This is a genomic window from Kocuria himachalensis (assembly GCF_054784195.1).
In genome coordinates this window covers 307267-327839 of sequence record NZ_BAAGPL010000015.1, presented here as the reverse complement: position 1 = coordinate 327839, position 20573 = coordinate 307267, and the positions used below count along the sequence as shown (strand labels likewise).

The following is a 20573-nucleotide window of genomic DNA, read 5'->3' as shown; positions in this document are numbered from 1 at the left end:
CAGCTTGCGGAGCGCGCCGGTGCGCCCGGCGAGGTCCACCTGTTCTACCCTGCGGGCCGGAGTGCGGGGGTGCGCGGCGCATGAGCACGGCACAGCTCGCGGAGCGCGCCGGTGCGCCCGGCATGGTCGACCCGTTCTGTCCCGCGGGCCCGAGGGCGGGGGTGCGCGGCGCATGACCACGGCACAGCTCACCGAGTGCGCCGAGGCGCCCGGCAAGGTCAACCTCTTCTTCGCCGCTGGCCCGCCGCGCGCGGACGGCTACCACGACGTCGCGAGCCTGTACTGCGCGGTCAGCACGGGCGAGACCGTGACGGCCACGCTGACCGGCGGCACCGGCACCACCGTGGGCGTGGCGGCGGTCCCGGGCTCGCTCGTGGCCCAGCAGCTCGACCGCGGGACCTTCTCCCTGGACTCGGTGCCCACCGACGGGTCCAACCTGGCGGTCCGGGCCGCCGAGGCGGTGCTCGCGCGGTTCCCGCCTCTGGTGGGCGGACTGCGCCTGCAGATCGACAAGGCCGTGCCCGTGGCCGGCGGCATGGGCGGGGGCTCCGCGGACGCCGCGGCGGCACTGGTCGCCGTGAACCGGCTCGCCGCCCGCGTCCTCGGGAGCCCAGCGCTCGACGACGACGCGCTGCTGGGTCTTGCGGCCGGTCTCGGCGCCGACGTGCCGTTCGCGCTGACGGGCGGGGCGGCGGTCGGCACCGGGACGGGAGCCCGGCTGCGCCGGGTGGCGGTCGGGGCGCCGCTGCACCTGGTCCTCGTGGCGGCGGAGGCGGGTCTGTCGACGCCCGCCGTCTACGCCGAGCTGGACCGCCTGCGCGCGGACGAGGACGTCCCGCCGCCGCGGCTGCCGAGGGGCCTCGAGGAGCACCTGGGCTCCGGTGCGGCCGGAGAGCTGGCGCCGCTGCTGGCCAACGACCTGCAGGCCGCGGCGCTCTCCCTCGCCCCGCAGCTGGAGCCGGTGCTGTCCGCGGGCGCGGCCGCCGGCGCCCTGGCGAGCTTCGTGTCCGGGTCCGGGCCCACGGTGGCGCACCTGGTGGCGGACGCCGCGGCGGCGGAGGGCCTCGCGGACGTGCTCAGGGGTCAGGGAGCGCCCGCTCTCGCGGTGCGTGCTCCCTGACCCCTGGCGTCCGGCCGCCGGCGCCTGGATCTGACCTGACCTCCCGGGTTCAGGCGGCGCCGGTGGACGATCAGTGGTGCTGCGGCCGGGCGTCCTGGGCCGGCACGGCATCCGTGCCCGGGCGCGCCTGGCGCTGCACGACGAACGCGGGGACCACCGCGGCGCCGCGGCCGCTGAGCCGCTCGAACCGCTCGCGGAACCGGCGCAGCCGGCCCCGGGGCTCCACGGCCAGGACCACGCCGTCCACCCGGTCGGTCAGGGCGGCCAGCTCGGCCGCCCCGGCCCGGGGCGGGACGGTGGCCACGAGCAGCGAGGGCGTGGTGTCGTCCATGCCCAGCCAGTTCGTGTCGCCCAGCGGGCCCACGGCGTCCGTGAGCGTGTGGGCGTCCACGACCTCCACGGTGCCGCCCCACGAGGAGACCACGGCGTCCAGTGCCTGGACGACGACCGTGGCCTGTCCGGGCAGGGACGAGTGCACGGCGATCCGGGAGCCCGGCCGCGGCACCGCGCGGTCCTCGTCCTGGGAGAGCCGGCGCAGCAGCTCGAGCGCGCCGTCCTCGTCGTCCACGGAGCTCAGCACCACGACGGGCGAGCCGGTGGCGTCGGCGAGCCGGTCGGGCCGGCGCACGCTGCGGTCGGCCCGCTCCCGGAGCGCACCGGCGAGGGCGCCGAGGACCAGTCCGCCGACCACGCCGCCGGCGAGGAAGAGCGGGATGCCGGCGGAGGAGGGCTCCTGCGGCGGCGTGGCCTCGCTGATCACGCGGCCCGGCGTCGGGGCGATGAGGGCGAGGGCGGTGCGCTGCTCGCGCAGCTGCCGCAGGCTGGAGGAGCCGTCGTCGCTCCGCTCGAGGCCGGCGATGGACTCGTCGATGCGCTTCAGGGTGTCGTCGGCGGTGGTCTGCACGTCCTCGCCGCGGTCGGCGAGGTAGGCGGTGGCCAGGGCGTCGGCCTGCTCGGCGGCCTGGTTGGGGTCGTCGGCGGTCACCGTCACGCGGAGCACCTGGGTGTCGTCCGGGGCGGTGGTCGAGAGCCGCTCGAGCAGGTCCTCGGCCAGCGCCGGGTCGGCCTCCTCGACGGGGACGTCCTGCAGCAGGGCGGCGGCCCGCAGGGTGATGCGCTGGGAGGCCATCGTGGCCATCTCCGTCTGCATCTCGACCTCCTCGAAGCCGGCGTCGCCCGTGAGCGGGTTCACCGCGCTCGGCGTGACGGTCATCGAGGCGGTCGCCTGGTAGGACGGCGGCCACAGCAGACCCGCCACGAGGGCCGCGGCCAGCACGACGAGCCAGGTGCTGACGATCGTGGGCCATCGGCGCAGGACGCGGCGCCACGCCGGCGTCGGGTCTGCCGGCTCCGGGCGGTGCGGCCGGGTCCGGGCGGTGTCGTCCCGGGTTCGGCGCCGTTCGGAGCCGATGGTGTTCAGAGTCTCACTCATGTGGATTTCCCCCCTGGTGGATCGCGGGTCGTCTCGGATGGAGCGGCCGTGCTCGGTGGTCCACCCCCGGCGGATCACCGACCCCGGCTTCGGGAAGCGCTGCCGAGTCCAGCCCGGCCGGCGGCGTCCTGATCCGATGTCGATCGATTTGAATGTTACAGATGCAAACTCAACGGGACCACAGCAGGACCTTGTGATCCCGTGGCCTCTTCGGACCACAGGCCTCGGCGTCCGTCCCCCGGACGGCGGTGCGGCGCCGGAGCAGGAGCACCGCCGCGGCGCCGGTCACGAGCAGACCGGTCAGTGCGAGGTGGACGAGCAGGCCGGTGGTGGTGGTGCCGAGCAGGGCGCGGACCAGCAGTCCGCCTCCCCCCGTGAGCACCGCCGCGGCCGCGGCGATGGCGCCCACCACGGACCAGCGCGGGGCGATGCCGAGCAGCCGCACGGACTGGAACAGGGCCAGTCCCGTGTCGGTGAGCACGGACGCCGCCCACGCCGTGGCCGCTCCGACCAGGCCCCACTGCGGGATCAGCCACAGGTTCAGGGCCACGGCCACGGCCAGGGCGGCGGACTTGTTCATCAGCTGCCAGCGGCTGCGCCCGGCCATCAGCAGCAGCGACTGCACGCCGCCGGCCGAGACGGCCAGGAGCATGGCGGAGGCGATGACGAGCATCGCGGGGTAGCCGGACTCGAAGCCCTCGCCGAAGAAGGACAGGACCACCGGCCCGAACAGCAGCAGGGTGAGGTAGAAGGGCCAGGCGCCGGCCACGAGCACGGCGGTGGTGCGGGTGAACACGGAGCGGGCGGTGGCGAGGTCGTCGACCGCCAGCGCCGCGCTGATGGACGGGCCGGTGACCATGCGCGCGGTGTGGTCGAGCATGGCGCCCACCCGGATGCACCGGTTGACCACGCCGTAGACGCCGGCCGCGGCGGGGCCCAGGAACGCGGCCACGAGCAGCACGTCGAGCCACTCGAGCAGCGCCTCGACCACCGCGGTGACGCCGCGGGCCGAGGAGAAGGACCAGAACGCCCGCCGCTGCTCGGCCGCCTCCGGCGGGGGAGCGGCCCCGGGCCGGTCGCGCAGCTCGCGCAGGCACCGGCGCAGGAGCACGAGGGCGAGCACGGCGACCACGGCGACCGGCGCCGTCCACGCCGCCGTGAGGGCGAGCAGCCCGCCGCCGGCGACGACGACGCCGAGGACGCCGAGCACCCGCAGCGAGGGCAGCACGACGTTCTGCAGGAAGGAGAAGGTCGGCACCCGGTGCAGTCCGCGCAGGGCGCCGAAGGCGAGGTTGAGCACGGCGCCCAGCACGAGGAAGGGCGCCGCCAGCAGCACGGCGGGGCCCACGCCGTCGGGCAGGACCCCGGGCAGGGCCGTGAGCACGGCCGCGGTGGCGGCGACGCCGGCGGCGAGCACGAGCACCGGCCGGCCCGCGATCCGCAGCACCCCGGGCACCGCGGAGCCCTGGCCCCGGGCGGTGAGGGCGGGGACCGCCCGCACCAGCCCGGTGTCGGCGCCGAAGGTGGACAGGGTCGTGGCGATCGCCAGCACGGCCACCACCTGGAAGAACTGACCGGCCGCCGCCGCGCCCGAGGCGTTGGAGACCACCAGCGTGGCGGCGAAGGCGAGACCCGCGCCGGTGACCACGAAGGCGAAGGTGAGCGAGCCCGAGCGCGCCAGCGGCTGCGGGGTCACAACCCCTCCCCGTAGCGCCGGGAGCGCAGCAGCACGGCCAGGCTCAGGCTGATCAGGATGAACTGCACCGCGTCGAGGCCGTAGTAGGTGAAGAACAGGCACGCGGCCACGGGCGCGGAGTGCACGAGCAGCCCGGTGGTGGTGCGGACCTTCAGGGTCACCAGCGTGGTCCCGTGCAGGTAGGCCACGAACAGGCCCAGGCCCACGAGCCCGTAGCAGAACATGAGGGTCCAGACGTAGCCCTGGGTGCCCATCTCGATGCCGACGGTCTCGTCGTACAGGGGCGCCCCGTAGCCCAGCAGCGGGGAGTCCAGGGTGGCCAGGAAGGTGTCCCGGTACAGGTCGGAGCGCGTGCCCGTGCTGTCGCTGTACTCCTGCCGGCCCAGGATCCGCTCGACGGCGCCGCTGGCCACGAGCCACCCGCCGACGGCGGCCACGCCCGCGAGCCCGGCCAGGGCCACCCCGATCCGGCCCCGCAGGACCATCCGGACCATCACGTACCCGAGCGCTACCGCGATGCCGAGGAACATGCCCCGGTTGGTCGTGGCCACGGCCGGGGCGAGCGAGGCCAGCAGCCCGGCGACGATCAGCAGGTGCCGGGCGCGGAAGCGGACGGTGGTGAGGTAGGCGAGCACCAGGGGAGTGAGGAGCACGAACCCGGAGCCCCACCCGTTGGTGTACGGGAACGGGGCCGCCGGCCGGTTGTAGGGCTCTGGTGCGCCCCAGGGCATCTGGACCTCCGCCAGGGGCGGGAAGAAGAAGTTCTGCACGAGCGCGTTGGAGGTGATCCCCTCCGGCAGCAGCAGGCCGATCGGGGTGGTCAGCCGCGCCTCGGGGATCACGAACGTCAGCAGGCCGAGGCCCACGAGCGTCGCCCACGCGACGACGGCGGCCCGCAGGAACCGCCGGTGGTCCAGCGTCTCCCGGGCGTTCCAGTAGTAGACGACGTAGATCAGCGCGGCGAAGATGTTCACCCAGCGCAGCGCGAAGCCCATCCAGGAGCCGAACCCCTCGATCTGCACCGAGCTCGCCGCCATCCACAGCAGGAACACCAGGAGCACCCACGCCGGCCACGGGACCGTCACCGAGCGGTGGAGCACGAGCAGGAAGAGCATGACCACGGCGAGCAGCGCCGGAGCGAACTGCAGGGCGCCGGAGGCCCAGATCAGGGGCAGTCCCCAGAACAGGACGAGCAGCGGCCAGGCGGGCAGGGCGCCGGTGGTGCGGCGGACCGGGGCCGGCCGCACCACCGAGGAGGCCAGGAGCGCCACGGCCGCCTCACACCCCTCTGCCGAAGAAGGACACGGCGTTCTGCAGCCGCTCGGCGCTGACCGCGCCCGTCGCGACGGCCAGGGCGCCCCACGCCCGCAGCTGCCCGCGGTCCCGGCGCAGCGCGGCCCGCGCCCACCGCACCGCCTCGCCGCGGTCGCCGCGGGCGGCGTGGGCGAAGGCCACCTGTCCGGCCATCAGGGCCGTGCCCTGGTCGGAGGTCTCGAACTCGGGGAACTTCCGCAGCATGTAGGTCAGGGCGTCGGCCATGTCCCCCCACTTCTGGCGGAAGAAGGAGGGCCGGTCCCAGCGCACGGTCAGCACGGTCTCGGGCACGGAGTGCACCGGGGCGTGCCGGGCCAGGCGCAGCAGCAGGTCGTAGTCCTCGCCGTAGGAGGACGGCAGGTCCTCGTCGACGAGGCCCACGGGCCCGTACAGGTCGGCGCGGCGGCAGATCAGCGCGGAGGGGTGGATCTCCATCATCCGGTCGGCGAGCAGCTCCGGGAAGGTGGCCACGGCCTGCGGGACCCGCCGGATGGTGCGCTCGTGGGAGACGATGTTGATCGCGCCGGCGATCGCCGAGGCCTCCGGGTGCCGGTGCCAGTGCGCCACCTGCCGGGTGAGCTTGCGCGGGGCCCACACGTCGTCGTCGTCGCAGAAGGCGATGATGTCCCCGGTGGCCGCGTGGATGCCGGTGTTGCGGGCGCCCACCAGGCCCGGGGAGCGGGTGTTGGGCACGGTCAGCAGCTGCACGCCGGCCGGGACGTCGACGTCCGTGAGCGGGTCGACCTCGACGCGGTCGAAGACGACGACGACCTGTAGCGGGCCGGCGTAGTCCTGCTCGACGATCGCGCGGACCGCCTCGCGGAGCATCTCCGGCCGCCCGGCGGTGGCGATCAGGACGGAGACGGACGGGTGGTCGGTGCGGAAGCCGGCGGCGGTGGTCGGTGCCGGGGCGAGGACGTCAGCGGACATGGCGGGTGCTCCTGTCGGTCGGGAGGGCGCCGACGGCGTCGGCGTCCGGGGCGGTGTCGGCGGGCCGCGTGGTGAGCCCCAGGTACTTGCGCCGCATGGAGACCGCGCTGATCGCCGCGAGGGCGGCCAGCAGGATCGCGTAGGCGGGCAGGAAGAGCGCGGGGACCCCCCAGAGCAGGAAGATCCAGCAGGTGACCCCCGCGTCGGTGGGCAGGTTGAGGAAGGAGCGCAGCGTCCCGCCCGCGGGCGGCCCGGAGAGGCCGCCCGTGCGCCGCAGCTGCTCGGCGAGGATCTGGCTCATGAACTGGCCGACCTCCACGAGCACGAACAGCGCGGCGAGCACCGCGAGTGCTGCGGCCGGGAACGCCTCGGGCCGCGGGTGCAGCAGGGCGGCGGCCGCCACGGCCAGGTGGAGCGCCGGGGTCCGGATCGAGTCGACCACGTGGTCGAGCCACTCCCCGGCCGGCGAGCCGGTGCCCGTGAGCCGGGCCACCTGCCCGTCGGCGGAGTCCAGGACGTAGCCGGCCGCGAGGAGCACGGCGACGACGACACCCGTGGCCGGGGCCGGCGGGACCGCCAGGAGCACGACCAGCCCCGCCGCGGAGAGGACCGCGCTGAGGGCGGTCACCCCGTTGGGGGTCAGCCCTGCCGCGGCGGCCTCGGCCGCGGCGTAGCGGGCCAGCGGGCGGTTCACCCACCGGGTGTACGCCGGGACCCCCTGGCCGGGCTTCTGCGCCGCGCGCAGCCCGGCCAGGGCCTCCGGGAAGGTGGGCCGGCGCCGCGGCGCGGCGGTGTCGGTGGAGGCGCTCATCAGGCGTTCGCCTCCGTGCTGGGCACGAGCTCGAGGTCGAACGTCGTGTCGGTGGTGTTCGACCAGTTGGAGTGCACCTCGGCGGCGATCACGTTCTTGCCGTTGCGCAGCACCGACGCGGGGATCTCCACCACGACCGGGGCGGCCAGCGCGGTGGCCGTCCGGCGCGGCGACAGCGCGTAGGTCCCGGCGCTCAGGGCGCCGTCCGGCAGGTTGTCCCGGACGACCTCCTGGCCGTTGACGTAGACCGCCACGGCGTCGTCGGCGCGGGTGGTGAGCGTCAGCTTCCCGTACTTGGAGGCGTCGGCCACGTCCACGGACCGGCGGTAGTACGTGGTCAGCGGACGCGTGCCGTCGGCCACCAGCGTGGTCTTGACCGAGGCGTCGCCCCAGCCGAGCACGGCCGAGCCCTGCTTCCACGCGGTGTCGACGAACGCCGTGCCGGCCCAGTCGTCGGCCGGCGGGGTGGCGCGGTCGTGGTGGTACCTCCAGGTGGCGCCCTCGGCGACCAGCGCGGCCGGACCGGCGGGCTCCTCGGCCGGGGGCTCCTCCGCCGCGGGCGGCGCCGGCTGCGTGCCGGCGGTGACGACCGCGGAGAGGTCGAAGGTGGCGTCCGTGGTGCTGCGCCAGTTGGAGTGCACCTCGGCGGAGATCACGTTCCTGCCGGTCTTCAGCGCCGATCCGGGCACCTCGACGACGACCGGCTCCGCCACGGCGGCGGCGGTCCGGCGCGGTGCCAGGGCGTAGGTCCCGGCGTTCAGCTCGCCCTCGGGGAGGTTGGAACGGACCACTTCCTTGCCGTTGACGTAGACCGCCACGGCGTCGTCGGCGCGGGTGGTGAGGGTCAGCTTCGCGACCTTCGAGGCGTCGGCCACGTCCACGGTCCGGCGGTAGTAGGTGGTCAGCGGCCGGGTGCCGTCGGCCACCAGCGTGGTCTTGACCGAGGCGTCGCCCCAGCCGAGCACGGCCGAGCCCTGCTTCCACGCGGTGTCGTCGAAGGCCGTCCCGGCCCAGTCCGCACCGGGCGCCACGTCCTGGTGGTGGTACTTCCAGGTGGCGCCCTCCGCGATCAGGGTGCTCGTCCCGGGCGCCGGCTGCGGCTCGGGCTGGGGTTCGGGCTGCGGCGCCGGGGCCGGCTGCGAGCCGGCCAGCACCACCGGGGTGGAGGCGGAGACGTTGCCCGCGGCGTCCGCCGCGCGCACCGCGTACCGGGCGCCGTCCACGTGCGGCACCTTGAGGCTCGTGCCCGTGGCGGTGCCGATCGGCCGGTCGTTGCGCAGGACCTGGTAGGTCACGCCCGTCTCGGGGGCCGCCGTCCAGGTGAGGGCGTCGGACGTGCCGTCCAGGAGGACCTTCAGTCCCGCGGGCGCGGCCGGGGCCTTGGCGTCGCGCGGGGCGAAGCGGAGGAAGCCGCCGGACCACTGCGCGGCGCCGGAGGTGGAGACGCTGCGGTTGATGTCGCCGCCGGTCCACAGCACCCCGTTGCTGTCCACGAGGGTGGCCCACACGCCCCAGCCGCCGAAGCCCTTGATGTCGGGGTTGAAGCCGGGCAGGTACTTGCCCGCCGCGGCGTCCCACGCGCCGATCGCGTTGATCCGGTCGGCGACGGTCACGGGGCGGGTGTTGCCCCCGGCCTTGATCCACTTGGTGGCGCCGGCGTTGTACCAGTGGAAGCAGTGGCAGGCGCCGTAGACGGTGTCGTCGGTGGAGGTGATCGCCTGGATGTCCCCGCCGAGGGAGGTGATGCCCGCGGAGGTGCGCTGGAAGGTGGAGCGGTCGTAGCCGAACATCGAGTGCTCGGCGCCGCCGGCCCACACGGTGTTCCCCTGCTCGCGCACGGCCAGCTGGAACGCCGTCTGGCCGGGGTTGGCGTAGTCCACGGGCACGGACGGCTCCCAGGTCCAGGTGTCCAGCGCGGCGCCCGCCGTGGTGCGCACCGCGGCCAGGCGGAAGGCGGAGGCGCCGCGGGACTGGTTGAAGTACCCGGCCGCGTAGAGCCGGTCGCCCTTCGCGGAGGCGTCGACGCTCGTCACGGTGCCGTTGAACTCCGGGTTCCAGGTCGCGTCCGGGGTGCGCGTGGAGATCTTCACGCGGGCGCCGGACCGGGCGTAGACCTTGCCGGTGGCCTGCCCGCCGCTGAGGTGGGTGAAGGCCCCGCCCAGGTAGAGGTGGTCGCCCTGCACGTCGAGCGTGCGGACCTGCAGCACGCCGCCCGTGAGGAGGTTCTCCACCTTGAGGTTCCAGGCGGTGTCCACCTTGCCGGTCGTGGCGTCGAGCACCACGAAGCCGGGGGCGCTCACGCCGTTGACCGTGCTGAACCGCCCGCCGACGGCCAGCCGGTTGTTCGGCAGCTCGGCGAGGGCCTTCACCTGGCCGTTGAAGACCGGGCGGAAGTCGGTGCGCAGCTCGCCGGAGTTCACGTCGAAGGCCGCGAGGTAGGACTGGGCCACGCGTCCGGTGCCCGCGGCGTTGCGCTGCATCGCCTTGAAGTTGCCGCCGGCGAAGACCGTGCTCCCGATCTGCTCGAAGGCCTGCACCTCCGTGTTCATCTCCTCTCCCTGCCCGTCGGCGCGCTCCACGGCGCCCCACTTGGTGGGCTCGGCGCCGCTGTTGGGCAGGGCCCGCTGGGCGATCGCCGCGGTGCCGGAGTCGGGGACCGCCTTGCCGCTGAAGGCCTGCTGGGTGACCTTGGGCCGCAGGTACATCTGGGTGAACGGGATGGCGCCCGCGCCGCCGGCGGTGGGCGTCCACAGGTGGGTGGTGCTGGTGTTGCTGCCGGTCACGGTGTCGCCGTAGCGGAAGCCGCGCTGCCAGCTGGTCTCGGCGACGTCCTGGAAGCGGACGCGGGCCGTGCCGGTGTTCGTGCCGAAGTCGTTGGTGGTGCCGGTGGTCCCGGAGGCCACGCCGGTGCCGTAGACCAGGGAGAAGGAGGTGACCGGGGTGCGGGAGCCGAACGTCCAGTTCCAGTACGGCTTGGCGGAGATCTTCATCCGCCCCTCCTGCCACGTGGTGCCCGCGGCGTCACGGGCCCGGCGCAACCGGATGCCGTCGTCGAGGGCGTCGGGCCGCTGCCCGTTCAGGAGCTCGTCCACCGTCTTCGAGGACAGCTGCTTGGGCGCGAAGGCCGCGGTGCCGGTGACGGTCGAGGAGACGTCCTTGGGCGTGCCCACGCCCTGGTAGTACTCCTTCCAGTCGTTGCGGCCGCGGCCCACGAGGACCCAGCCGCCGCCGTCGGTCACCTGGTCGCAGTAGAACTGCTCGGGCGCGGTCATGGCCGGGGTGACCAGCCAGTAGACGCCGGAGGCGGACTTCGGGTCCTTCTGCTTGATCTCCCAGCAGGACGCCGCGGCCGAGGCCGCGGACTTGCCGTCCACCGGCGGCGCCTCGGCGGCGCCCACCGGGCCGAAGGTCAGCAGCGTCGCGGCGACGGCCATCACGGTGCCGATGCTCAGGGACGCCTTGGTGCGGGCCGTGCGCGCCCGGCGCCGGCTGCGATCCGCCCGGGGCGGGGTGTTCGTGTTTCCCATGGTGTGGTTCCTCAACAGGTTCGAGCGGACGGATCAGCAGGTCGGGTCGTCGGGGAAGCCGTGCTGGACGACTTGCCAGGACTGGCCCGGTTGGCGGAAGAGGTCGTAGTTGTGCAGGGCCTTGCGGCCCTTCTGCTTGCCGCTGACGACCACGCCCTCACGGTCGACGACGGTGACCTCGGAGGAGTCCAGGCAGACCGTCACGCGCACGGCCTCGCCGTCGTCCGTGGGCAGCGGGGCGGAGACGGGCTCGCCGACGACGACGGGCGTCCCGCGCTGCTCCCAGCCCTGGTGCTCGAACTCGGCCAGGGACGCGATGACCTCCTGGAGCGCGGCGCCGGTGGCGGACTCCTCGGCCGCCGCGACGACGGCCGGGTCCAGCTCGGCGGGACCGTTCCCGCCGCCGAGCTCGGAGGAGGACTCCGGGTTGGCCGGATCGGCCGGAGCCGGCTGGTCCGACGGGACGAAGGCCTCCTGGGCCTCGAGGACGGCCTCGATCGGCTGGACCTCGGGTGCGTCGGCGGCCACGGGTGCGGCCGAGGGCAGGTCCTTGGCGCGGACCTCCTGCGGCGTCTCCAGCTCCACCACCGTGCTCGCCTCGAGGGCCTCGGCCGCCGTGTCGTCGGCGGCACCGGCGGCGCCGCAGCCGGTCAGGATGCCGGCGAGCAGGAGCCCGCCCAGCACCGTGCGGGCTGTTCGGTCAGTGGGACCTCGAGTGCTCGATGTGCACGACAGGTCAAGGATCATGTCAGCTCCCCCAGATCTGAACTTCCGGCGCCGATGGCCGGCGCCGCGGTGATCCGCCGCAGGTCGTGGGTCGAGGGACCCCCGCGGCGTTCCGGACGACCCCCCGTCCGAATTCATTGGATCGCATGGAGTCTAACCCCGGCGTTAACGATCGGGAACGGAATCCGATGTCCCCTTTTGTGACCCCCGTTATCAGATGCAAACGCGCGTTTCTCCGCAGTAGGGTGAGGCGATCACCGGAGTTTCCTGTAGCAAACAGGAGTCCGGACGCAGCACGGGACGGCCGCGGCTCGGGGGGAGCGCGGGGTCCGGCGAACGCAGGGGGACGTTGTGGTGGGGGAGACAGCAGGAGCGGTTCCGGCGGGGGCGCGCCGCCGCCCGAGAGCGCAGTTGCCCGTGCGGCAGTTCGCGCACCTCGACGCGATGCGGGCTGCCGCGGTGATGCTCGTGGTGCTCGCGCACGCGGGGCTGGAGCTGGTGCCGGGCGGCAGCGGGGTGACGATCTTCTTCGTCATCTCCGGGTTCATCATCACGCACCTGGTGCTCAAGGAGCACCGGCGCACCGGGGGCTTCGACATCGCGGGGTTCTACCGCCGGCGGGCCCTGAAGCTGGCCCCGCCGTTGCTGGTGGCCCTGGTGCTGCCCACGGCCCTGTACGCGTGGCTGGTGCGGCCGGTGAGCCTGGGGGACCTCCTAGGGCAGGTCTTCTTCTTCTTCAACTGGCGCTACACGGACTCCCAGGTGGACGTCCTGCCCGGCTCGATCGTGGTGTGGAGCCTGTCGATCGAGGAGCAGTTCTACGTGGCGTTCGCGCTGATCTGGCTGCTCCTGGTGGGCCGGCGCCGGCCGGCCACCGCGCTGGCGGTGCTGGCGGGGATCGCCGCGGTCGCCTCGGCGGGCGCGCGGGTGGCCCTGCACCTGGGCGGGGCGAGCGCGGACCGGATCTACTTCGGCACGGACACCCGGCTCGAGGCCATCGCGATCGGGGTGCTCGCCGCCGTCTGGTACGCCCGCACCACCGAGCAGCGTGGTGCCGCGGAGCGTGCCGGCGGGGAGGGCGCCGCCGGCGCCCCGGCGTGGTGGGGCCGGGACCGGGTCCTGGTGCTGGCGGTGCTGCTCTACCTGGGGTCGCTGCTGGTCCGGGAGGAGTTCTTCCGCGAGACCGTGCGCTACACGGCGCAGGCGGTGGCGGCCTGCCTGGTGGTGCTCTGGGGCCTGCACGGGCCCACCGGCAGGATCGGGTCCCGGGTCCTGGCGGGGATGCGGTGGAAGCCGGTCCAGCTGCTGGGACTAGCCAGTTACAGCATCTACCTGCTCCACCTGGGCGCCGGGCACGCGCTGACCGCGCTGTTCGGGGAGCTGCCCGGGCCGGCCGGGGTGGCCCTGCGCGTGGTGGTCGGCACCGTGGCCGGCATCGCCTGCTGGTGGCTCGTCGAGGAGCCCGTGGCCCGCTGGCACCACCGCCGCAGGGCCGGCCGGCGCCCCGCGGCGCCCGCCGCCCCGGTGCCCGCCGGGCAGGCGTCCGGCTGAGTCCGCACCGGGCCGTCCGCTCCGGGCGGCCGGGCCCACAGATTTCCGCCGCGCACCCACGGTGCCCGCGGCGAGCAGACCGAGAAGGACCCCCGGCGTCGTCCGGGCGGTCCACCGGGCCGGGGCACAGGAGGCCCCGGCGGGATCCCGAGGGGGGAATGACTGACATGAGCACCGACAAGCACACGCCGCGCGTGGGGTACGCGGCCGGGGCGTTCGACCTGTTCCACGTGGGGCACCTGAACATCCTGCGCCAGGCGAAGATGCACTGCGACCACCTGATCGCCGGGGTCGTCTCGGACGATCTGATCGAGATCACCAAGGGCCATCGGCCGGTGGTCTCCCTGCGCGAGCGGATGGAGATCGTCGAGCACATCCGCTACGTGGACCAGGTCCACGCCGAGGTGCTGCTGGACAAGCTGGACACCTGGCAGGAGCTGCGCTTCGACGTGTTCTTCAAGGGCGACGACTGGCGCGGCACCCCGAAGGGGGAGCGGCTCGAGCGGGAGTTCGCGGCGGTGGGCGTGGAGGTCGTGTACTTCCCGTACACGGTCCACACGTCCTCCACCAAGCTGCGGGCGGCCCTCGAGGTGCTCTCGCTCCCGGTGGGCTGAGGCTCAGCGCGGCGGCTCCGGGGGGAGCTGCCGCGCGGAGCCGTCGCCCGACCACGGCGGCCGGGGCCGCGGAGTTCCCTGCGGGCCGTGTCCGGGGCCGGTCGGCCCCGGACCGGCCGGCCGGGAACCGGCCGCTCCCGGATCGGTCTGCCATGCGCCGGGCTGCTGGGGGCCTGCAGGCCACGATCCGGCGTCGCCGCCCCGGTCCGGGCCGTGGTCCCGGTTCCGGTCCGCGCGCCGGCGCGCCCGGGAGCGGCGCGCCGCGTCCCAGGCCCACACCACGAGGGCGCCGACACCGAACAGCGCCACGAGCAGGCCGACGACGGGACCCAGGAAGGGCACGGCCCGCAGCAGCACGTAGATCAGCAGGCCGAGGGCCAGGGCGAGCACACGCTTGCCGAAGCCGGCCGGTGCGCTGTCCCGGACCAGGAGCCCGCCCGCCGTGTACGCCACCACCACCGGGGCCAGCAGGGCCACGGCGAGCACCAGGCCGAGCATCAGCACGAGGTCGAGGACCACGGCCGTCGTCACGACCGCGGCGGCCAGGCCGGCGAGGGTCAGCCAGCCCAGGGCGATGGCCAGCAGGATCGACACGACGAGCACGGCCAGCACGGCAACGGCCGTTCCGGCGATCGTCAGTGCGCCCCAGCCGAGGCTGAGCCAGGGCCGGGCCCGGAGCGTGCTCGCCGCCCCGGTCACGGCCCGGGGCAGCAGCCACAGCGCGAGCAGCCCGGCCAGGAGCAGCGTCACGAACAGGCGCAGCCCGGCGATCAGCAGCGCGAGCGGGCCGGCGGGACCGGCCGGTTCCTCCTCGACCACCACCTGCTCGTAGATGACCTCCCCGGCGATCTTGGCGCCCGGGGCGATCGCCGCCTCTGTCCCGGACCGGTAGGACAGGTTCCCGTCGAGACGTGCCGCGTCGGTCAGCGTGAGCCCGGGGTCCACCCGGGGCACGGCGACGCCGGACGTGGGCGCCCACGCGGCCCCGACGTCGTCGGCGGAGCCCACGTCCGCCTGCACGTCCCCGCCGATCGCGCCGGCCAGGGTGAGCGCGGCGGCCCCGGCGGTCACGTCGCCGTCGATCGTGCCGGCCAGCAGGCCCTGGTAGGCGCCGAGGAGGACGTCCCCGCCGATCTCGGTGCCGGGGCGCGTCTCCAGGCTGTAGCCGGCCGCGACGAGGTCGTCGGCCACCCGCGCCTGCGCGCCGAGGAGGAGCGCCTGGCCGGCCACGCGGGCGTCGTCGCCCACGGTGCCCTCGATCACCACGGTCTGGGCCGCGGCCATCAGGTCCCCCTCGACCGTGCCGTTGATCGTCACCGTCCCGCCGGCCACCAGGAGGTCGCCGCGCACGGTGCCGTCGACCACCACGCTGCCGCCGGTCACGTACAGGTCGTCGTCCACGACCTCGTCCGCCGCCACCACCACGTTCTCTCCGTCGCGCACCTCCACGGCCCCGGCGGCGGGGGCGGTGAGCAGGGCGCCCGCGAGCGCGAGGACCAGCAGGGTCAGCAGGGCCAGCAGGGTCAGCGGTCGGAGCAGGAACGGGACGGGCGAGGTGCGGGGCACCGGCAGGGACTCCATGTTCCCGAGTGCACGCCGGGGGCGCCGGGGGTGTCAAGGAACGGACCAGTGTGACGGCGCTCCGCCACCTACCCGCGCGTAGGTCAAGAGGCGGTCACGGTTGACGATCGTTGCTGGTGGGGGTCGGATCACGGTCCTGGCCTGAGGCTGTCGCGCGGCTGGCGCGCGGGTGGATCCGACCGGGGGTGGGTCATGACAGGACAGAGATTCGGAGCAGGCGTGTGCACGGCCGTCGTGGTGCTGGCGGGGCCGCTGCCGGCGGCGCTCGCGCACGGGGACGACAGCCCGGCCGGGCCGCGCGTGGTCGCGGAGGACCTCGACAACCCGCGTCAGCTCAACTGGGACCAGGACGGCGACCTGGTCGTGGCCGAGGCGGGCCGCGGCGGGGCGGAGTGCGCAGAGACCCGGTGCATGGGGGCGACGGGCGCGGTCACGCTGATCGAGGACCCCCACCGGGACGCGCCCACGGTGTCCACGGCCGTCGAGGGGCTGCTGTCCGTGGCGGGGCCGGACGGGACCTTCGCGGAGGGAGCCGCCGGTGCGGACGCCACGGACGTGGAGGGGCAGTACATCATCGCCGGCTACGACCCGGAGCGGTTCGACCTCGCGGTGCCCACGGCGCGGGGCGCCGCGATGCTCGTCGCGGGCACCGAGGAGAACGGGGAGGAGTATCTGCTCCCGTACGCCGACCTGCAGGCCGCTGAGGAGGAGCTGAACCCCGACGGCGCGCAGGTCGACTCCAACCCGTACGCGGTGCTGTACGTGGACGAGGACGACGACGTGTCGCCGGACGGCTACGCGCTCGTGGCCGACGCCGGGGCGAACACCGTGTGGAAGGTCGAGCCGGACTTCTCCACCGCCACGGAGGAGTCCCCGCCGGAGTACGAGGTCACCGCGTGGGCCACGTGGCCGACCACCGTGCTGCCGGACGGGTCGGACGACCCGGCCGGCCCGGCCGAGTTCGTGCCGACGTCCCTGGCCGCAGACGAGCACGGCAACGTCTACGTGGGTGGGCTGGGGTCGATCCGTCCGGGTGAGGCCTCGGTCGTGCAGTTCTCCGCGGACGGCACCGAGCTGGACCGCTGGGACGGCTTCACCGCGATCACCGGGGTGGCGGTGGACCACGAGCACCTCTACGTCTCGCAGCTGTTCGGGCCCACGCCGCCGATGCCTCCGGGGGAGACCCCGGCGGAGGAGGCGCCGCCGACCCCGGGGACGGTGCCCGGCCAGGTGGTGGTGCTGCACCGGCACCAGGAGGACGCCGCCCGGTACGCGGTCGACGTCCCGCTGCCCGCCGGTCTGGCGACCGGCCGGCACGGCGAGGTCTACGCCGCGGTCAACAGCGTGGCCACGGCCGAAGGCATCGCGGAGGGACCCATGAACCCGTTCGGCGCCGTCGGCGGCGGCGCGGTCTGGGAGCTGGACTTCTCCGACGCCTACCGCCTGGAGGCTGCGGAGGAGTAGTCCCGGCCACGGAGCCCGTGGACAGAGCGCGGATCCACCGAGCGCGCGTCAGCACAACAGGAACGACGACGGACGGCGGTGGCGCGGCGCAGGCCCGCCACCGCCGTCGGTCATGCCCAGCATGGTCAGGCCCCAGCTACCGGCCGTTCCCCGTCGGCCTGGTCGCGCCCCGACCAGGTCGTGGCGCCCGGCGGCGCCGGGTCGCTCCCGTCAGGTCGCAACGGGTCAGGTCGGAGCGCCCGGCCGTGCTGGGGGCAGGACCGCTGCTCCTGCGCGCTCGCGAGGAAGTCCTCGGCGACCACCAGCCGCCGCCGGGCCCGGTCCGGGGGGCCACCCGAGCGGCGGGCGCCCGCCACCAGGGACAGGGCGACACCGGCGCAGCGCACCCGCAGCGCGGCGGGGTCCACGACCTCGTCGAAGCCGGCGAGCATGCGCCGCGCGGCGGCCGGCGCGTACCCGTAGCGGTCGTGGACCGTGGGCAGGACCGCCAGATGGGCCACGAGGCAGGCGAGGTCGTCCACGCGGTGGCCGGGGCCCACGGCGTCGACGTCGAGCAGACCGGTGACCGGGCCGAACGGGCCGCGAACCGCCGGGCCCACGAGCAGATTGGCCTCGTAGAGGTCCCCGTGCACGGGCACCACCGGGCCGGGATCCGTGACCTGGCGGGCCTCGTCGATCGCGGCGGCGAGCCTTTCGATCCGTGCGCGCTCCTCCGGCAGGGCCACCGCGGCCGCGTGGCCGTAGGCCAGGACCCGGTCCGTCCAGGAGGCGCGGGCGGGGAGCCCGAGCGCGGCGGCGGGCAGGGCGTCGAGCAGTGCGAGCACGTGCTCGGGTCGCAGCGCGGCGGCGCCGTCGTCCCGCACGGACGCGGCCAGCGGGATGCCGGGCAGCTGCCGGAGCACCACCACGTCCCGCACCGGGTCCGCGCAGGGCTTCGGTACGGGCAGCCCGGCCTCGAGCAGGATCCGGTGCCGGGCGTGCAGGGCCGCGGCCCGGTCCTGCCGCAGCACCTTGAGGTAGCGCACCTGCGACCCGTGGGCCGCCCGCAGCACCGCCCGCCGGGTGGGCCGGTAGGAGACCTCGGTGAGCTCCGCGGGCACGGCGGAGGAGAAGACCTCCCGCCCGACGGCCTCGGGCGAGGACGCCCAGGCCAGCCCGGGCAGCCACGGGTCGTGCGGGTGCCGCCACGCCACCAGGTCGACGCCCTCGTGCCGGGTCCGCACCGCGTCCGGCGACGTGCCGTCGGGCGGGGCGGCGGTGCTCACGCACACCGCCTCGGCGGCCCGTCGGTCGCCGGCCAGGGCCACGACGTCGAAGACCGCGGTCACTCCGGCGCCCGGGCGGTGGTGGACGCGCCGCCGGGTCCAGCGCTGCACGGACAGGCCGGCCGGGGCCAGCGCGTCCGCCAGGACCGGGCCCATCCCGGTGCCCGAGAGCAGGGCCACGGCCTTCTGCTCCGGGCCCGCCACGGGGCTAGACCAGGTCCTCGGACAGTTCGAGCCAGCGCAGCTCGAGCTCCTCGATCTCGTCCTGGACCGCGGTCAGCCGAGCGGTGATCCTGCCCAGGCCGGTGTAGTCGGACTGGTCGTGCGCCGCCATCTCCGCGTGGAGGGTGTCGACCTGGGTGGACAGCTTCTCCAGCTTCCGCTCGATCGCGCCCACCTCCTTCTGCGCGGCACGGGCCTGGGCCCCGGAGAGCTTCGGCCCGCCGTCCGCCGTCGTCCCGTTCGACGACGACGTCCCCGTCGCCGCCAGCGGGTTCGAGGCGTTCGCGGAGCCGGCGGCCGTGCCGGTGCGGGACTGCGAGGCGAGCTCCAGGTACTGCTCCACGCCCCGGGGCAGGTGCCGGAAGCGGCCGTCGATCACGGCGTACTGCTGGTCGGTGACCCGTTCCAGGAGATAGCGGTCGTGGGAGACCACCAGGAGGGTGCCCGGCCAGGTGTCGAGCAGGTCCTCCATGGCGGTGAGCATGTCGGTGTCGAGGTCGTTGGACGGCTCGTCGAGGATCAGCACGTTCGGCTCGTCGAGCAGGATCATCAGCAGCTGCAACCGCCGCTTCTGCCCGCCCGAGAGGTCCTTGACCGGGGTGGCGAGCTGCTCGTTGGTGAAGCCGAGCCGCTCCAGCAGCTGGCCCGGCGTCATCTCCTTGCCGTCGGCCAGGTAGGTGGTGCGCTTCGACGCGACCACGTCCGAGACCCGGTCCTCGGCGACGTCCTCCAGCTCGGACAGTTGCTGGGTCAGGGTCGCGATCTTCACGGTCTTCCCGCGCTTGACCCGCCCGCTCGTGGGCTGGACCTCGCCGGTGACCAGGCCCAGCAGCGTGGACTTGCCCGCGCCGTTGACGCCCAGGATGCCGGTGCGCTCGCCGGGGGCGATCAGCCATGTCACATCGCGGAGCACCTCCCGCGGGCCGTCGTCCTCGGTGGGGTAGGAGACGGAGACCTTCTCGAGGTCCACCACGTCCTTGCCCAGCCGGGATACCGCCAGCTGGGACAGGGCCACGGTGTCGCGCGGCGGCGGGACGTCGTTGATCAGCTGGTTCGCGGCCTCGATGCGGAACTTCGGCTTGGCCGTGCGGGCGGGCGCGCCGCGGCGCAGCCACGCCAGCTCCTTCTTCATGAGGTTCTGCCGCTTCGACTCGATGGTGGAGGCCTGCCGGTCCCGCTCCACGCGCTGCAGGACGTACGCCGCGTAGCCGCCCTCGAAGGGCTCCACCATCCGGTCGTGCACCTCCCACGTGTCGGTGCACACCGCGTCCAGGAACCACCGGTCGTGGGTGACCACGGCGAGACCGCCCTGGTTCTTGGGCCAACGGTTGTTGAGGTGGCGGGCCAGCCAGGTGATGCCGTCCACGTCCAGGTGGTTGGTGGGCTCGTCGAGGAAGATGACGTCCCAGTCCCCGGCCAGCAGGGCGGCGAGCGCCACGCGGCGCTTCTGGCCGCCGGAGAGCTCGCCGAGCTTGGCGTCCCAGTCGAGGTCCTTGACCAGCCCCCCGAGCACGTCCCGCACCTTCGCGTCCCCGGCCCACTCGTGCTCCTCGCGGTCGCCGACGACGGCGTGCCCCACGGTCAGCTCCGGGTCCAGCACGTCGGCCTGGTCGAGCATGCCGACGCGCACGCCCGAGCGCACGGTCACGCGGCCCCCGTCCGGCTGGAGCCGTCCGGCGAGCAGCTTCATGAGCGTGGACTTGCCGTCGCCGTTGCGGCCCACGATGCCGATCCGGTCGCCCTCGTCGATGCCGAGACTGACGGCGTCGAAGACCGTCTTGGTGGGGAATTCCAGGTGCAGGTTCTCGCCGCCGAGTAGATGTGCCACCCATCAAGGGTACTCGCGCCCCAGCAACGCCGAGTCCCCACCTCTCGGGGCCCTTGGCGCGCCGAGCCCCCCACCCTTCGGGCCCTCGGTGCGACGAATCCCCAACCTCCCGCGCCGTGGTGCGCCGGGTCCCCAAGGTGGTCGCAATTCCCCAGACCGAACCATGGGGATCTGCAGCGAGATGGGGGACTGGGCGGAATGGGGGTGCGGACACTGGGGACTCGAAGCACAGAGTCCCCAGCCTCCCGCGCCCTGGCGCGCCGAGTCCCCAAACTAGAGGTCTCAGGTGCGCCGAGCCCCCAAGTACTTGGGGGCCGGACGCACCGAATCCCCAATCTCCCGCGCATTGGCGCGCCGAGTCCCCAACCTAGAGGCCCCAGGTGCGCCGAGCCCCCAAGTACTTGGGCGCCGGACGCACCGAATCCCCAATCTCCCGCGCATTGGCGCGCCGAGTCCCCAACCTAGAGGCCCCAGGTGCGCCGAGCCCCCAAG

Annotated in this window: 14 protein-coding genes; 4 read left to right on the top strand and 10 right to left on the bottom strand. The window is 74.4% G+C overall.

The genetic code is table 11. From position 1 onward, the window contains the following. The first annotated feature begins 172 nt into the window (after positions 1-172). Entirely contained in the window at positions 173-1120 is a 948-nt protein-coding gene (locus tag ACYVM4_RS10645) for a 4-(cytidine 5'-diphospho)-2-C-methyl-D-erythritol kinase (protein ID WP_460668548.1), read from the top strand. Between the two features lie 70 nt (positions 1121-1190). Here the strand turns inward: ACYVM4_RS10645 and ACYVM4_RS10640 are convergent, their stop codons facing one another. From ACYVM4_RS10640 to ACYVM4_RS10610, 7 genes are all read right to left on the bottom strand, one after another. Next, entirely contained in the window at positions 1191-2552 is a 1362-nt protein-coding gene (locus ACYVM4_RS10640; RefSeq protein ID WP_460668547.1) for a hypothetical protein, read from the bottom strand. Positions 2553-2721: 169 nt separating this feature from the next. Further along, a complete protein-coding gene (locus tag ACYVM4_RS10635) occupies positions 2722-4248 on the bottom strand; it encodes a lipopolysaccharide biosynthesis protein (RefSeq protein WP_460668546.1) in 1527 nt (508 codons plus the stop codon). Further along, positions 4245-5519: an O-antigen ligase family protein gene (locus ACYVM4_RS10630; RefSeq protein WP_460668545.1), complete on the bottom strand. Its 1275-nt coding sequence runs from the start codon at positions 5517-5519 to the stop codon at positions 4245-4247. Before ACYVM4_RS10630 ends, ACYVM4_RS10635 begins: the two co-directional genes overlap by 4 nt. Before the next feature lie 7 nt (positions 5520-5526). Next, positions 5527-6492 carry a glycosyltransferase gene (locus ACYVM4_RS10625; RefSeq protein WP_460668544.1) on the bottom strand — a complete coding sequence of 322 codons (966 nt, stop codon included), beginning with the start codon at positions 6490-6492 and terminating at the stop codon, positions 5527-5529. Continuing rightward, complete coding sequence (locus ACYVM4_RS10620; RefSeq protein ID WP_460668543.1) at positions 6482-7303, bottom strand: CDP-alcohol phosphatidyltransferase family protein; 822 nt, start codon at positions 7301-7303, stop codon at positions 6482-6484. Before ACYVM4_RS10620 ends, ACYVM4_RS10625 begins: the two co-directional genes overlap by 11 nt. After that, complete coding sequence (locus tag ACYVM4_RS10615) at positions 7303-10830, bottom strand: fibrinogen-like YCDxxxxGGGW domain-containing protein (RefSeq protein WP_460668542.1); 3528 nt, start codon at positions 10828-10830, stop codon at positions 7303-7305. The genes ACYVM4_RS10620 and ACYVM4_RS10615 overlap by 1 nt, the downstream gene beginning before the upstream one ends. Positions 10831-10863: 33 nt before the next feature. Further along, positions 10864-11577 carry a hypothetical protein gene (locus ACYVM4_RS10610; protein ID WP_460668541.1) on the bottom strand — a complete coding sequence of 238 codons (714 nt, stop codon included), beginning with the start codon at positions 11575-11577 and terminating at the stop codon, positions 10864-10866. Positions 11578-11973: 396 nt separating this feature from the next. Between ACYVM4_RS10610 and ACYVM4_RS10605 the strand changes: the two genes are divergently transcribed. Next, entirely contained in the window at positions 11974-13107 is a 1134-nt protein-coding gene (locus tag ACYVM4_RS10605) for an acyltransferase family protein (protein WP_460668540.1), read from the top strand. Between the two features lie 167 nt (positions 13108-13274). Next, positions 13275-13721 (top strand): adenylyltransferase/cytidyltransferase family protein, encoded by a 447-nt coding sequence (locus ACYVM4_RS10600; protein WP_368821774.1) that lies wholly within the window; start codon positions 13275-13277, stop codon positions 13719-13721. Positions 13722-13724: 3 nt separating this feature from the next. On the opposite strand, the gene ACYVM4_RS10595 is transcribed toward ACYVM4_RS10600, so the two are convergent. Next, complete coding sequence (locus ACYVM4_RS10595; RefSeq protein ID WP_460668539.1) at positions 13725-15302, bottom strand: bactofilin family protein; 1578 nt, start codon at positions 15300-15302, stop codon at positions 13725-13727. A gap of 192 nt (positions 15303-15494) precedes the next feature. Between ACYVM4_RS10595 and ACYVM4_RS10590 the strand changes: the two genes are divergently transcribed. After that, positions 15495-16766, top strand: a complete 1272-nt coding sequence (locus tag ACYVM4_RS10590) for a ScyD/ScyE family protein (protein ID WP_460668538.1) — start codon at positions 15495-15497, stop codon at positions 16764-16766. Between the two features lie 125 nt (positions 16767-16891). Here the strand turns inward: ACYVM4_RS10590 and ACYVM4_RS10585 are convergent, their stop codons facing one another. After that, a complete protein-coding gene (locus ACYVM4_RS10585) occupies positions 16892-18235 on the bottom strand; it encodes a phosphotransferase family protein (RefSeq protein ID WP_460668537.1) in 1344 nt (447 codons plus the stop codon). A gap of 4 nt (positions 18236-18239) precedes the next feature. After that, positions 18240-20081 (bottom strand): ABC-F family ATP-binding cassette domain-containing protein, encoded by a 1842-nt coding sequence (locus tag ACYVM4_RS10580; protein ID WP_460668536.1) that lies wholly within the window; start codon positions 20079-20081, stop codon positions 18240-18242. Positions 20082-20573: the final 492 nt, after the last annotated feature.

Excerpts from the sequence above, each read along its gene's own strand:
- ACYVM4_RS10645 (WP_460668548.1), top strand. The coding sequence starts at position 173 with ATGACCACGGCACAGCTCACCGAGTGCGCCGAGGCGCCCGGCAAGGTC.
- ACYVM4_RS10640 (WP_460668547.1), bottom strand. The coding sequence starts at position 2,552 with ATGAGTGAGACTCTGAACACCATCGGCTCCGAACGGCGCCGAACCCGG.
- ACYVM4_RS10625 (WP_460668544.1), bottom strand. The coding sequence starts at position 6,492 with ATGTCCGCTGACGTCCTCGCCCCGGCACCGACCACCGCCGCCGGCTTC.
- ACYVM4_RS10620 (WP_460668543.1), bottom strand. The coding sequence starts at position 7,303 with ATGAGCGCCTCCACCGACACCGCCGCGCCGCGGCGCCGGCCCACCTTC.
- ACYVM4_RS10615 (WP_460668542.1), bottom strand. The coding sequence starts at position 10,830 with ATGGGAAACACGAACACCCCGCCCCGGGCGGATCGCAGCCGGCGCCGG.
- ACYVM4_RS10610 (WP_460668541.1), bottom strand. The coding sequence starts at position 11,577 with ATGATCCTTGACCTGTCGTGCACATCGAGCACTCGAGGTCCCACTGAC.
- ACYVM4_RS10600 (WP_368821774.1), top strand. The coding sequence starts at position 13,275 with ATGAGCACCGACAAGCACACGCCGCGCGTGGGGTACGCGGCCGGGGCG.
- ACYVM4_RS10595 (WP_460668539.1), bottom strand. The coding sequence starts at position 15,302 with ATGGAGTCCCTGCCGGTGCCCCGCACCTCGCCCGTCCCGTTCCTGCTC.
- ACYVM4_RS10590 (WP_460668538.1), top strand. The coding sequence starts at position 15,495 with ATGACAGGACAGAGATTCGGAGCAGGCGTGTGCACGGCCGTCGTGGTG.